This is a genomic window from Paraburkholderia fungorum (assembly GCF_046027605.1).
Taxonomy (GTDB): domain Bacteria; phylum Pseudomonadota; class Gammaproteobacteria; order Burkholderiales; family Burkholderiaceae; genus Paraburkholderia; species Paraburkholderia fungorum_F.
In genome coordinates, this window is record NZ_JAQQEF010000030.1 from 65648 (window position 1) to 79433 (window position 13786).

Here is a 13786-nt window from a genome sequence, read left to right on the forward strand (position 1 = left end):
CAAGCGCCCCTGTCCCCACTGAGCTAGCCATGACCGTCATCAAACAGGAAGATCTGATTCAGAGCATTGCTGATTCGCTTCAGTACATCAGCTATTACCACCCGCTCGATTACATCCAGGCCTTGGGCCGCGCTTACGAGCTCGAACAGAGCCCGGCCGCGAAAGATGCGATCGCGCAGATCCTCACCAACAGCCGCATGTGCGCCGAAGGCAAGCGCCCGATCTGCCAGGACACCGGCATCGTCACGGTGTTCGTCAAGGTCGGCATGGACGTGCGTTGGGATGGCGCGACCATGGGCGTCACCGAGATGATCAACGAAGGCGTGCGCCGCGGCTATCTGAACCCGGACAACGTGCTGCGCGCGTCGATCGTGAGCCCGCCGGAAGGCGCGCGCAAGAACACGACGGACAACACGCCGGCCGTGATCCACTACGAGATCGTGCCGGGCGACAAGGTCGACGTGCAGGTCGCGGCCAAGGGCGGCGGCTCAGAGAACAAGTCGAAGTTCGCGATGCTGAATCCGTCGGACTCGATCGTCGACTGGATTCTGAAGACCGTGCCGACCATGGGCGCGGGCTGGTGCCCGCCGGGCATGCTCGGCATCGGCATCGGCGGCACGGCTGAGAAAGCCATGGTGATGGCAAAAGAATCGCTGATGGATCCGATCGACATTCAGGACGTGATCGCACGCGGCCCGCAAGACTGGATCGAAGAACTGCGCGTGGAACTGCACGAGAAGGTCAACGCGCTCGGCATCGGCGCGCAAGGTCTCGGCGGTCTCGCTACCGTGCTCGACGTGAAGATCATGACGGCGCCCACGCACGCGGCGAGCAAGCCGATCGCGATCATCCCGAACTGCGCGGCAACCCGTCACGCGCACTTCACGCTGGATGGCTCGGGGGTGGCGAAGCTCGAAGCGCCGTCGCTCGACGCATGGCCGAAGGTTCAGTGGGAACCGGACACGGAAAAGAGCAAGCGCGTCGATCTGAATACGCTGACGCCGGAAGAAGTCGCGGGCTGGAAGCCGGGCCAGACGCTGCTGCTGTCGGGCAAGATGTTGACGGGTCGCGACGCCGCGCACAAGCGCATCGCCGATATGCTGGCGAAGGGCGAAAAGCTGCCGGTCGACTTCACGAATCGCGTGATCTATTACGTCGGCCCGGTCGATCCGGTGCGTGACGAGGCAGTCGGCCCTGCCGGCCCGACCACGGCAACGCGCATGGACAAGTTCACTGAGACCATGCTGTCGCAAACCGGTCTGATCTCGATGATCGGCAAGGCCGAGCGCGGCCCGGTGGCGATCGAGGCAATCAAGAAGCACAAGGCCGCGTATCTGATGGCCGTGGGCGGCGCCGCTTATCTCGTGTCGAAAGCCATTCGCAGCGCGAAGGTTCTCGCGTTCGAAGACCTCGGCATGGAAGCGATCTACGAGTTCGACGTGCAGGACATGCCGGTCACGGTCGCCGTCGATTCGAACGGCACCTCGGTGCACCAGACTGGTCCGAAGGAATGGCAAGCCAGGATCGGCAAGATTCCGGTCGCGACAGTTTGATCGGTAAGAACATCAGCCGAAAAAGCGCAAGCCGGGGCCTCAAACCCCGGCTTTTTTATCGTGGAATGAGAACGGTACGCATCACGCAAAAACCTTGCGAATCAAGGCTAAAAACTGTGTCCATTTCCTTGGCTTTTTCAGGTCCGGCGTTTATTGTTGTTGAAAATTCAAATCCCCTATAAGGAATACCCATGCAAGGCGACAAGAAAGTCATCGAGTATCTGAACTCCCAGTTGAAGAACGAGCTCACCGCCATCAATCAGTACTTCCTGCATGCGCGGATGTACAAGCACTGGGGTCTCGAGAAACTCGGCAAGCATGAATACGATGAGTCGATCGGCGAAATGAAACACGCCGACTGGTTGATCGAACGTATTTTCATGCTCGACGGCCTGCCGAATCTGCAAGACCTGCACAAGCTGCTGATCGGCGAGGAAACCAAAGAGATCCTCGAATGCGATCTGAAGCTCGAACAGATTTCGCAGAGCACCTGCAAGGAAGCAATCGTGTATTGCGAATCGGTTCGCGATTTCATCTCGCGTGAAATCTTCGTGAAGATTCTCGACGACACCGAAGAACACATCGACTGGCTCGAAACGCAGATCGACCTGATCGACAAGGTCGGCATCCAGAATTATCAGCAAACCGCGATGGGTTCGATCGAGTCCTGATCGGACGGGTTGGAAAAACCCGCGCGGCGGCTCGTGAGTGTTCTCATACGCCGTCTCGTGCGTGAGTTTTTTGCCGGCTTGTTTGCGGCTCTATTTATCAGCTTATTTGGCAAGATAGGCGCCGGGCGGGCGATATACTTGAGCACCTCTCCGTTTTCGTGAGTTTTCCGTGACCGCTGTGCCGCGCGCGTCCTTATCGCCTATGCCTGCAGAATCGCCGTCTTCGAGTGCCCGGATTGCCGCCTCAGGTGGCGACTCGTGGGCGCCGGTCGGCATTTTCGACTCGGGTCTGGGCGGTTTGTCAGTGCTACGGGCGGTCCGGGCGCAACTGCCTCACGAAGCGCTCATCTACGTCGCCGACTCGCTCTACGCCCCCTACGGCGAGCGCGACGACGACTTCATCGCCGACCGCACCCTGGCAATCGGGGAATGGCTCGTGAGACAAGGCGCGAAGGCGCTGGTGGTCGCGTGCAACACGGCGACCGCACAGTCGATCGCACTAGTTCGCGAAAAGCTGACGATTCCGCTGGTAGGCGTCGAGCCGGGCGTCAAACCGGCCGCGCTGCAGTCGAAAACGCGTGTCGCCGGCGTGCTCGCCACCCAGGTGACCTTGCGCAGCGCCCGCTTTCAGGGGCTACTGGAGCGCTACGCCGCCGATTGCCGTTTTCTTTGCCAGCCGGGCCACGGGCTGGTGCAAGCGGTCGAACGTTGCGACGTAGGCTCCGCCGAACTGCGCGCACTGCTGCGCAATTACCTGCAGCCCATGCTCGATGCCGGCGCCGATACCTTGGTGCTCGGCTGCACTCACTTCCCCTTCCTCGACGCGGCGATCCGCGACATCGTTGGCGAACGGCTCATGCTGATCGATACGAGTGTGGCCATCGCGCGTCAATTGGAACGGGTACTCGACCAGCACGGCCTACGCGCCGCCCCGGACAACCCGGACGCTGTTTTGCCCCGCTTTTACTCAACAGGCGACGGCTCCCATCAGCAACAGCTCGCCGCGACCTTGCTGCAGATCGACGCGGCCGTCGAACAGGTTGTCATCCCTTCGCGCCGCACGGCCGCGCCGGATTCCCAAGCCGCATAAAGTCCCTCTTGCGCTGTGCTTTGGGGCCGTCTCGAGGCCTTTCCGCGCAGTTTTTTGGCGTTTTAAGCCTTTTTTCGCCGCCGACGCCGAAGCCCCTCCCTTAGGCGAAACCCTTCTAAGAGTCTGGTTTTGTTACAAAAAATCATGCAGGACGCTTGCCAAACGGCTCAATCAAAATGATAATAGTTCGCATTAACGTTAGCTATGACGCCTACCATGATTGTCTGTGTCTGCAAGTCTGTTTCTGACCGAAAGATCCGTGCCTCGATCGCGGAAGGCGTCGATTCGTTCGACGAACTCCAGTTCGAGCTCGGCGTCGCCTCCTGCTGTGGCAAGTGCGCGGATTCCGTCCGCGACGTCATGATGGAAAGCGGTGTGTGTGCGAGCCGCTGCGGCTTCGAACATCACTCGCAGGCCATGCCGCTGACGTTTTACGAACGCAAGGCCGCCTGAATTTACGAACGCAAGACCGGTTTTAGAGCGCGGCTCACGCCACGCGAGGGCTCATTGCTTCATGCGTTGCTGTTCGCCCTGCTTCACGTGTTATCCCACTGCCGTCAGCAAGCCAGTATCCGTACAAGCCAGCTACCCGCTCATCCTTACAGGAGTTCGAGATGGAATTGCTGATTGGTTTCGTGACTACTTTGTTCATTTCGCTGCTGATCTTCCGAACATGACGCTGTCTTGTCTGACGCGCCGCGGCGCGTCGCCACGCTAAATATGCAGGCCTCGCATACCGTTTCAGCCGGCGTCGCGCCGGCTTCGTCCGCCCGAATCAATTCCCGAGTCTGGACCGCGACTGCCGCCGTTGCGGCGATTCACGTCGCGTTGCTGGCGGTGATCCTGACCTTGCGTCATGACCCCGTGCAGCCGCCGCTCGAAGCGCGCGTCATGACCGCGCAACTGCTGGCGCCGGCGCCCGTGGCCGCGCCCGTTGCGGTGCAATCGACCACACCGCCGCCGCCCAAGCCAACGCCGCCGGTCCATACCAAGCCCAAGATCCAGCCAAAGCCGATACTGACGGCCAAGCCAACGCCTACACCGTTGCCCGAGGCGGCCGCGCCGGCGCCTACGCCGGTCGCACCGGCTGATCCAACGCCAGCCGCACCGGCCGCTCAGGCTGCGCCGGCAGTCGGCCGTCCGACGATGGACATCACCGCGCCCAAGAACGTGTCACACATTGAGTGCAGCATGATCACGCCGGACTACCCCGCGCTGTCGAAGCGCCGTGGCGAAACCGGTACGGCCTATGTGACGTTCGTGATCGGACCGACGGGGAAAGTCGAAAGCATTTCGCTCAAAAAGAGCAGCGGCTTCAGCCGTCTGGACGACGCCGCGATCGCCGCCGCGCACGCGAGTTCGTGCAAGCCCTATCTCGAGAACGGCCAGGCCATTCGGGCCACGGCCACCCAGCCTTACAACTTCAATCTGAACGATTGAAGCAGCTTTCAAAAAAAAAGGAATTGCAATGCAAAACTACGGATTGGCGCACGTGTGGGCGCAAGGGGACTTCGTGACGCGCGGTATCGCGCTCGCGCTGTTGATCATGTCGGTGATGTCGTGGAGCGTGATCGTCATCAAAGGCTGGAACGTGATGCGTCTGAAGCGTCTCACGAAGAACGCCGAACAACAGTTCTGGCATTCGGACGACCTCGCCGACGGTGTGAAAAAGCTCGGCTCCGGCCAGTCGACGCCGCAGGACAATCCGTTCCTGGCACTCGCGCTGGCCGGTCAGGAAGCGGCCGATCACCATCATCAGACGCAGCCGCATCTGCACGATCGCATGGACGTATCGGATTGGGTGACGCGCTGCCTGAAAGACACGATGGACGAAAGCGTCGCACGCATGCAAAGCGGTCTGGCGATTCTCGCCTCGATCGGCAGCACGGCGCCGTTCGTCGGCCTGTTCGGCACGGTGTGGGGCATCTATCACGCACTGCTGGCGATCGGCGCGAGCGGTCAGTCGTCGATCGATCAGGTCGCGGGCCCGGTCGGCGAGGCGCTGATCATGACGGCGTTCGGTCTGTTCGTCGCGATTCCGGCCGTGCTCGGCTACAACGCACTGACGCGCGCCAACAAGGCGCTCGTCGCCAAGCTGAGCCGCTTTGCACATGGTCTGCACGCATTCTTCGTGACGGGCGCCCGTCTGTCGTCGTCCAAGCGCGGCGACGGTTTGCGCCTCGCCACGCGCGCCAACTGATCGACAAGGCATTCCAATGGCAATGAGCCCCTTCGCCGGCGACGATGACGACGGCCTGATGAATGAAATCAACATGACGCCACTCGTCGACGTGATGTTGGTTCTCCTGATCGTCTTCATGGTGACGATTCCGGTGATTCGTCACGCGGTCAAAATCGATCTGCCGCATGCGAGCAGTCAGAAGGAAGACACGAAACCCGCACAAGTGACGGTCAGCGTCGACGCGGACGGCAACGTTTTGTGGGACGACAAGAAGGTCGATGAAGCCGCACTGCACGAGAAGATCGCACAGGCTGCACAAGCGAATCCGCAGCCGGAGCTGCATCTCGACGCGGACCGTAAGGTTCCGTACGAGAAAGTGGCCGAAGTGATGTCGGCGGCGCAAGCCGGTGGCCTCACGAAGATCGGCTTTGTCACGCAGCCTAAAGGCAAATAAGACAAATAAGGCCAGGCGATCCGCAGAGCCGCGCGCCACTGTTAAGCAGCGCCTGCCGAAAAAAAAGAAAAGCCCTTGAAACAAGGGCTAAAAGTAAAAGGCCTTCATCGTCAGATGAAGGCCTTTTTTGTGCGCACTCGGCGCCTTCGGGCGGCGGGATTATTTGCCATCGGTCGAAGAAGATTGATAGCTCGAATCACCGCATGCGACAGCCGTGATCGACACGGACAGCGCGGTCAGCCCTATCAGGCCGGCTATCATAGCGGCCATGAGTTTCCGCATAAGAGACTCCTTAGCGAAGGGATTTCACTATAGGCCCGCGAACGCGCGCATTCAAGCAAACCGCCATTGAAAGTACTCATGACAAGCGGCGCTTAAATGCTAAAAGCGATGTTGCCGCACGTAATAAGTGCTATGACGCGAGGGCGAGAACTGGCTCTCCAAAATCCACTACCGCACGCGTCGGACACTCGCCCATGATGTGCTTGCCTTCGTCCGGATCGAGCATTTCGACCAGATAGTCCACGAACGCGCGCACCGCGGGCACCATCCCCTGGCGCGACACGAATACCGCGTACAACTGCGGCGTCGGAAAGGTCCAACCCGGCATCACCGGCGACAACTGGCCCGCGCGCAATGCACTGCCGTACATCATCTCCGGCAATGCGGCGATCCCGACGCCAGACAACACCGCTTCCCGAATCGTCATCAAATCGGCGGTGACGAGACGCGGTTCGTGTTCGTGCGAGTGGCGCGTGCCGTCGGGGGCAATCAGATCGAAGACGTGGCGCCCGTCGCCGGTCGGCACGTCGAGCGTTTCAAAACGGTTCAGATCGGCAGGCAATAGCGGCGGCGCGTTCTGCTGCAACAGGCTCGGCGCGCCGACCAGCATCTGCTGCGTGCGCCACAACGGGCGCACGACGATATTGGCGTTTTCCGGCGGATCGGAGCGTACGCGCAACGCGATGTCGATCGAATCCTCGAACAGATCGACCACGCGGTTCGTCACGCGCATGACCACGCGTACTTCCGGATAGCGATGCATGAATTCCGGCAGGATTTGCGACAGGATGGTCTGCGAAATCGTCACTGGCACGCTGACGCGCACCGTGCCGCGCGGCGACGACCGCAGTTGCTGGACGACATTGACGGCCGCCTGCGCCTCGCTCAGCATCGCCTGACAGTGCTGGTAGAAGAGTTGGCCGGCTTCGGTGAGCGCCAGCTTGCGGGTGGAGCGCTGCAGCAAACGTACGCCCAGCGAGGCTTCCAGCTCGGTCAGCCGGCGCGAGAGGCGCGACTTGGAAATGCCCAGCACGCGCTCGGCGGCGGAAAAACCACCGTGTTCGACGACCTGCGAAAAATACATGAGGTCATTCAGATTGTGTGAATCGATCTTCATCTCATCGTTCCAGTAATAGAACAATCCATTGCGTGACGGCGGCTGGCGCCCAAGAAAACGGTCCCTATAATAGCGCTATGTTTCAAAAATAACGCTATTCCCCATTTTCAGAGGTGACATTTGATGAGCACGAACCGCACGATCGAACGCACGTTTCCCGCTGTTCGCACGACCGAAGGTGGCGGCTTTATCGTCAACCGCCCGTTTCCGACCCGCCTGCTGATGGATTTCGACCCGTTTCTGCTGCTCGACGAAATGGGCCCGATCGACTACGCCCCGGGCGAGGCCAAAGGTGCGCCGGATCATCCGCATCGTGGTTTCGAGACGGTCACGTACGTGCTCGAGGGGCAGTTCGGCCACAAGGATTCGGCGGGCCATTCGGGGACCCTGCATGCCGGCGACGTGCAATGGATGACAGCAGGCGCAGGCGTCGTGCATAGCGAGATGCCGGATCCGTCATTCGTGCGCAGCGGCGGCCGCGTGCACGGCTTGCAGTTGTGGGTGAATCTGCCGCGCCGCGACAAAATGATCGAGCCGCGTTATCAGGAGATGCCGTCGGCGCGCATTCCGGTCGCGACGTCCGCGGACGGCACCGTGCGCGTCAAGGTGATCGCCGGCGAAGCGCTCGGCGTGAGGGCCGCGATCGAAACCCGCACACCGATCCTGTTTCAGCATTTCTCGCTGCAGCCGGGCGCAACGATCCAGCAACCGGTGCCGGCCGACTATCGCGTGTTTGCCTACAGTTTGTCCGGCAAGGGCTTCTACGGCGCCGACGAGGCGCGCCAGGAAATCGGCGCCCAGAAGATGGTGGTGTTTCAGAACGATGGCGAATCGGTGACGCTCACAGCAGGCGAGGAGCCGCTCGAAGTGCTGCTGCTCGGCGGCGTGCCGCTGAAAGAACCGGTGGTGCGCTACGGTCCGTTCGTGATGAACACCGAAGACGAAATCCGCCAGGCCGTGATCGACTACCAGGCAGGACGCATGGGCGCGATCACGCATTGAACGCCTTGAGCACTGAGCGGCACGCTGACGGGGCGTGGCTGCTCAGACACAAGCCATGATGCCGCGAAGCGCCCGTGCAAAGCGGCGCCAAAGCAGGCCTTAGCGCCCCGCCACCGGCGCGAAGGCCGATAAATTCGTTCACAATAGCAATTCATGCCGCGCGCCACGCTGTCTCACCATGACAGACCGTGGCGCGTGGCGATTTCCGTCCCTGTTCAGGAGCGCGCATGGCAGAGTCCACCGTCACCGCCCACATCGGTTCGACGAATTTCCAGGTCCTTTTCGACGACGGCAAGCACACGTGGCTCGCCGACGAACCCGAGTCGCTTGGCGGCGGCGATCGCGGGCCGACGCCCGTCGCGCTGTTGCTGTCGAGCCTCGGCGCCTGCACGTCGATCACGCTGAAGATGTACGCTCAGCGCAAAGGCTGGCCGCTCGCCGACGTGCGCGTAGCGCTGTCGATCGAAACCGGCGACGCGGGCTCGACCATCGACCGCAAAATCGTGCTGGAAGGCGATCTCTCCGACGAGCAGCGGGAACGACTCTTGCAAATCGCCAATGCGTGCCCAGTTCACAAGATCCTTACGCATTCGATCACGATCCGCTCGGGTCTTGCCGTCGCCTGAGCCAGTCACGTGATGCGGGAAAGGCCGGCCAACGGAGCCCGTGTATTGCAACGCTTTCATAGGAAGCCGTCGTTTTGAATTTCGAACACCTTATCCAGATCAACGATCCGTTGAATCCGCTTGTCGACTCGATGACCCGCGAGCAGTTGTGGGAGGGCCTCGTGTTGCGCGCCGAGCAGCCGCAACTGTTCGTGATAGGACTCGACAGCTGCACCATTCTTTCGCGCGAAGGCGACACGCTCGAACGTGAGTTGCACTACGGCCAGGCCACCGTGCGTGATCGCGTCACGCTGCAGGATCGCCAGAGCGTGCGCTACGATATTCTGCCGACCGCGGAGTATGTCGGCGGCTCGCTGACAATGACGATCGAGCAGCCTGACGAACTGCAGTTGTTCCTGCGCTTCGAATACGCGACGACCCTGCCCGTCTCCGACGATCAGGACGCGGTGCAAACGCAGGAAATCGTGAAATCGGCGTATCGCGAGAACGATATCGATACCGTGCGGCTGATCCGCCAGTACGTGCAGACCAGGCAGGAACCCGGTTCGTTGCATTGACGCGTGTGCGGGCGCACTGCCCGCCCCCGCCGCCGTATTGTTCGAGGCGGCCTTTGGAAGATGGACTGCCTTTCCCTATCGTTTTTCTCTCCTGTCATTTAGCTATCGAAAGTCGAATCCGATGAATTTCTCTTTCTTGTAAATAGGAATAGTTATCATTTAGAATTAACTCATCGAATCGTCTAACAGCTAAAACGAATGACCGATCTCACGCGCTCTTCCACACTCAGCCTGCGCCGCCCGGCGGCCGCGCTGACCAGCCGTCCGAAGGCATCGACGGCAACGGCAACGGTCGCGAAACCCGCCGCGGATCGCGCCAACGGTTCGGGCGACACGTCGGATCGGGTCGTGCGCAGCGACAGCCTGCTGCAAGGACATAGCCACGTCAGCATCGTGCACAACGGCGAAACCTACCAACTGCGTGCAACGCGTTTAGGCAAGCTGATTTTGACGAAGTGACAGGCGGCAACGAATAGCAGTCAGTACCGGGTATTGTGGGGACCACCTCCTCGAGAGGTGTTGGGCATTAGCCAGCCACGACGGCTTGCACGTGAGAACTAGACCCCTTCGTGCAGACACCAAGCCAGCCGTCGCAGCCAGCCAGGCCGCTTTTTTGGTTCTCACCCAACGCGGATGCACGAAACGACGTGTATCGCGGACTCAGAAATTAAAAAGCCGTGGGATGCGGTCATCTCCACGGCTTTTTGTTTGGCACGGGCGCGGCTCCTGGTTCCTGGAGCGTGCCGGAGCGTTCAGACTTACTTCGAAGCCCAGCCCCAGAACATCAGCCACCAGGCGCTGTCGACCACACCCAGCGCCGCGACAAACCAAACCATCGCAAGGCCGCGTTCAACGAAGCGCTCGCTATAGCGGCGTGTAACGAGCCAGGCGAGCCACGCGCTCCACAGGTTGGCAATCGCCAGAATCGCGATACGCATGTCCGATGCCCACCACAGGGACACATGTTCGGCGCGCAGCAACGACAGCGTGGTCGCCGACAAACCGAGAAACACGCCGGCGCCGGCAATCGGAATCAGACCTTGCGTCAAATGATGCAGACGCACAGCGCTGAAACGCCCCAGCATGCGCGTCGCGCCCATCAGCAACATCAGCAGTACCGTGCCATACACTAGCGCCGTGGCGAGGATATAGCCGATCACCATGGTGCCGTCGAGCCACGAGAACACATCGTTCTGCTCGGGGTAATGCGTGAACAGAAACCACGGCGCGTTGGTGTCGAGCGGCCATGTGATGTCGTGATCGACCAGCCATGTTGCGAAGAACATCTTCAGGTCGACGAACCAGCGCGAAGCGGTCCAGTGGAACGCGCCGATCGCGATGCCGAGCAGGCCGTACAGGATCAACGCGGTATCCCACGGGTTGGCCTGCTTGTCGCCGAGCTGCACGACTTCCGACGACGGCGCACGCCACGTCAACGCGATCGCGTCACGATGTCCGCTGCAGCGGCCGCACATATGACAGTCCGACGCGCCCTTCATATTGCGCAGCGGCACCAGCGGCGCGCAATTGATCGGAATCACCCGATGCCCATGTTCGCCGTTCTTGTACGAACGTCGCCACGCATCTTCATCGACCTTGTAATGGAACGGCGCGAGACGCGCGAGTAGCGAAAAAACCCCGTTGACGGGGCACAGATACTTGCACCAGACACGCTTCTCGCGTCCGTACAGCAAGCCGATGATCATCGCCGCAAAGGTCGAGCCGCCGAGCACCAGCAGCACCGCCTTCGGATACTGGTAGACGCTGACCATCTGGCCGTAGATGGTGGTGATACCGAAGGCGACGAACGGCCAGCCACCCCAGCGCATCCAGCGCGGAATCGCCCAGCCGCGGCCGTATTTGCTGGCGAATTCGGCAAGCGCGCCCTCCGGACACAGCACGCCACACCAGACGCGGCCGAGCATCACCATCGACAGCAGCACGAACGGCCACCAGATGCCCCAGAACACGAACTGCGCGGCAAGCGTCAGGTTATTCCACAGATGGGCGGTGTCGTCCGGCAGGGGCATCACCGCCGGCACGAGAATCAGGAACGCGTACACCGCCACGACGACCCACTGAATGCCGCGGATCGCAGTGCCGTGGCGCTGCATCCACTGACCGGCCGCGGCGAGGCGCCCGGGGCGGGTCATCAGGGTGCTCATGCCGTGCGCCCCGCGGTCTGCTGCGCCGGCTTGCGATTCGCGCGACGCACCAGCAAATAGACGACCGCCCAATACACCGCGTAGGCGAGCAGATTCATCAATGCCGGGTGAGCGCGATAACCGGTGAGCGTCGCGACCAGTGAACCGAACGTGCTCGAATCATCGAGAATGGCCGACGAATTCCATACCTGGTCGACGATCGTCGGCAGGATTTCCTTGTCGATCAGCTTGTCCACACCGGTCTGGAACAGACCCGCGCCGAGAAACAGCAACATGATTTCCGTGACGCGGAAGAAGAGCCGCCACGAGAAGAACTTGCCGCCTAGCTGCAAGATGTAGAAAGTCAGGAACGCGAGACCGAGGCCGATCACGACCGCGAGAATCTGGCTGCCATCCACATGACCCGATTGGCCGAAACCGAGGCCGTACAGGAAGATCACCGTTTCGCTGCCCTCACGCGCGATCGCCAGCGCGACCAGCAACGCGACGCCCCACCAGTTCGAATCGCGCTTGCTCTTTTGCAGCGACTGTTCCATCTCGCGCTTGAGCGTGCGGCCGTGCTGCTTCATCCACAGCACCATCTGCACGATCAGCACGCACGCGACCAGCACCATCGCGGTCTGGAAATAATCCTGTGCGTCACCGGAGAGCACGTCGGTGACACCGACCAGCGCCGCGCCCAGCGCGATCGCCGCGATCACACCGGCGGCCACGCCGCCCCACAGGTACGGCAAACCGCGGCGCGCATCGTCGTCGCCATTTTTCAGCCACGCGTACAGGATGCCGACGACCAGCAAAGCCTCGACACTTTCCCGCCACACGATGAATAGAATCTGACCCATCCAAGCTCTCCCTTCAACCTTCTACTGCTTTGGCGAACGTGTGACCCGGCTGCTCAGGGCCCGCGCTCGCATCCCAAGCCACTATTTCACGACGATCACGCCCTGCGCCTGCTGATGGAAATCGTCGAAGAACTTGTACTCGCCCGGCTGCTGCGGCGCGATCACGACGAACGATTCCCCGCCCGGCGCCAGCACCTTTTCTTTACGCAATTGCACGCTTTCGAATTCGGCGGCGCCCTTGCCGGTGTTGTGGATTTCGATTTTGATACGCTGCCCCGCCGGCACTTCGATACGAACCGGATTCAGCTTGCCGTCGTTCATTTCCAGCTTGAAGGTCGGCAGATCCGCTGCGTGCGCGGCGCCCGCCAGCAAAGCGGTCACGGCGAACATCGCGATCTTTCGGTTAACTCTCATTAGCCCTTCCGGAAAACGCGACGGCGGGTTTCATGACCCGCACGCCGCCTGCTGCATTCATTCACCCACTGACGCGCGGCCACGCAGCGATGCGTGGCGAGCCGTGACGGTAACGATCTGTGTGCGCGGCGCTCAGTAGCCGCCCTTCTTGCCGATACCCGCGAACGTGAAGTCGTATTCGAGCGTAATCGGCTTGAACCACGGACCCACGCCGGTTTCCTTGTCGACGTGGCGGCCGAAAGCCATATGGCCGGTTTGCATCGGCGGCTCGACGATCAGCTTCAGATGGTACTTGCCCGGACCTTGCAGCTTGACGTTGTCGCCGTAATGCGGACCGTCGTTGGCGACCATCGCCATCATGTCGCCCTTCTGGGTCTGATTCGAACCCGCTTTCGTCAGTTCATAACGCACCTGCAGATACGGCATCCAGTCACCTTCGGCGAAACCCGTCGGGTTGTTCTTGACTGCGTGGATGTCGGCCTCGAGGTGAACGTCCGACTCCGACGCCTTGCGCATCATGCCTTCCGGTTCCATGGTGATGGGCTGCAGATAGACCGCGCCGATTTCCATGCCGCCCTGGATTTTATGCTGGCCGATCGGGTATTCCGCGGCCGTTGCCGAGAAGGCCGCCATCGCGGCCACTGCTGCGGCGCCGCCGCGCACAAATGAGGAAATCCGCATTGAAACTCCTTGTTTTTTTATCTGACTGGAATCGAACCCATTGGAACAGTGCGTTGCGCATGCCTTGGTGCACGGCGCAGGCCGCAAAAAAAATGGGCGCTGACCGCAAGCAAACCGCATATGCGAACGTTAATGCGAACCATTCTCAAT

General features: G+C 61.0%; 16 protein-coding genes. 11 read left to right on the top strand and 5 right to left on the bottom strand.

The window, feature by feature from the left end; translation table 11 throughout:
- The first annotated feature begins 29 nt into the window (after positions 1-29).
- From PQR53_RS32965 to PQR53_RS32995, 7 genes are all read left to right on the top strand, one after another.
- Positions 30-1553: a fumarate hydratase gene (locus tag PQR53_RS32965; protein WP_408463752.1), complete on the top strand. Its 1524-nt coding sequence runs from the start codon at positions 30-32 to the stop codon at positions 1551-1553.
- Between the two features lie 191 nt (positions 1554-1744).
- Positions 1745-2224: a bacterioferritin gene (gene bfr, locus PQR53_RS32970; RefSeq protein ID WP_074284854.1), complete on the top strand. Its 480-nt coding sequence runs from the start codon at positions 1745-1747 to the stop codon at positions 2222-2224.
- Positions 2225-2426: 202 nt separating this feature from the next.
- On the top strand, positions 2427-3314 hold the full coding sequence (murI, locus tag PQR53_RS32975; protein ID WP_408463755.1) for a glutamate racemase: 888 nt from the start codon (positions 2427-2429) through the stop codon (positions 3312-3314).
- Between the two features lie 216 nt (positions 3315-3530).
- Positions 3531-3767: a (2Fe-2S)-binding protein gene (locus PQR53_RS32980; protein WP_408463758.1), complete on the top strand. Its 237-nt coding sequence runs from the start codon at positions 3531-3533 to the stop codon at positions 3765-3767.
- Between the two features lie 267 nt (positions 3768-4034).
- A complete protein-coding gene (locus tag PQR53_RS32985) occupies positions 4035-4754 on the top strand; it encodes an energy transducer TonB (protein WP_408463821.1) in 720 nt (239 codons plus the stop codon).
- A gap of 28 nt (positions 4755-4782) precedes the next feature.
- Entirely contained in the window at positions 4783-5514 is a 732-nt protein-coding gene (locus PQR53_RS32990) for a MotA/TolQ/ExbB proton channel family protein (RefSeq protein ID WP_179741704.1), read from the top strand.
- A 16-nt stretch (positions 5515-5530) separates the two neighbouring features.
- Complete coding sequence (locus PQR53_RS32995) at positions 5531-5950, top strand: ExbD/TolR family protein (RefSeq protein WP_408463761.1); 420 nt, start codon at positions 5531-5533, stop codon at positions 5948-5950.
- Between the two features lie 412 nt (positions 5951-6362).
- On the opposite strand, the gene PQR53_RS33000 is transcribed toward PQR53_RS32995, so the two are convergent.
- On the bottom strand, positions 6363-7349 hold the full coding sequence (locus PQR53_RS33000; protein WP_408463764.1) for a LysR family transcriptional regulator: 987 nt from the start codon (positions 7347-7349) through the stop codon (positions 6363-6365).
- 123 nt (positions 7350-7472) lie between these two features.
- Between PQR53_RS33000 and PQR53_RS33005 the strand changes: the two genes are divergently transcribed.
- From PQR53_RS33005 to hemP, 4 genes are all read left to right on the top strand, one after another.
- Positions 7473-8351 (top strand): pirin family protein, encoded by an 879-nt coding sequence (locus tag PQR53_RS33005; RefSeq protein WP_408463767.1) that lies wholly within the window; start codon positions 7473-7475, stop codon positions 8349-8351.
- Between the two features lie 227 nt (positions 8352-8578).
- Positions 8579-8977, top strand: a complete 399-nt coding sequence (locus tag PQR53_RS33010) for an OsmC family protein (RefSeq protein WP_323046992.1) — start codon at positions 8579-8581, stop codon at positions 8975-8977.
- Positions 8978-9051: 74 nt separating this feature from the next.
- On the top strand, positions 9052-9534 hold the full coding sequence (locus PQR53_RS33015) for an SRPBCC family protein (protein WP_179741699.1): 483 nt from the start codon (positions 9052-9054) through the stop codon (positions 9532-9534).
- A 198-nt stretch (positions 9535-9732) separates the two neighbouring features.
- A complete protein-coding gene (gene hemP / locus PQR53_RS33020; protein WP_323046995.1) occupies positions 9733-9993 on the top strand; it encodes a hemin uptake protein HemP in 261 nt (86 codons plus the stop codon).
- Between the two features lie 299 nt (positions 9994-10292).
- On the opposite strand, the gene PQR53_RS33025 is transcribed toward hemP, so the two are convergent.
- The 4 genes from PQR53_RS33025 to PQR53_RS33040 all read right to left on the bottom strand — a co-directional run bounded on the left by PQR53_RS33025 (position 10293) and on the right by PQR53_RS33040 (position 13636).
- Positions 10293-11699 carry a 4Fe-4S binding protein gene (locus PQR53_RS33025; RefSeq protein ID WP_408463772.1) on the bottom strand — a complete coding sequence of 469 codons (1407 nt, stop codon included), beginning with the start codon at positions 11697-11699 and terminating at the stop codon, positions 10293-10295.
- Positions 11696-12541: an FTR1 family iron permease gene (locus PQR53_RS33030; protein ID WP_408463775.1), complete on the bottom strand. Its 846-nt coding sequence runs from the start codon at positions 12539-12541 to the stop codon at positions 11696-11698. Before PQR53_RS33030 ends, PQR53_RS33025 begins: the two co-directional genes overlap by 4 nt.
- 81 nt (positions 12542-12622) lie before the next feature.
- Positions 12623-12955 (bottom strand): cupredoxin domain-containing protein, encoded by a 333-nt coding sequence (locus PQR53_RS33035; RefSeq protein ID WP_408463778.1) that lies wholly within the window; start codon positions 12953-12955, stop codon positions 12623-12625.
- Between the two features lie 132 nt (positions 12956-13087).
- Positions 13088-13636: an iron transporter gene (locus PQR53_RS33040; protein ID WP_408463781.1), complete on the bottom strand. Its 549-nt coding sequence runs from the start codon at positions 13634-13636 to the stop codon at positions 13088-13090.
- Positions 13637-13786 lie beyond the last annotated feature (150 nt).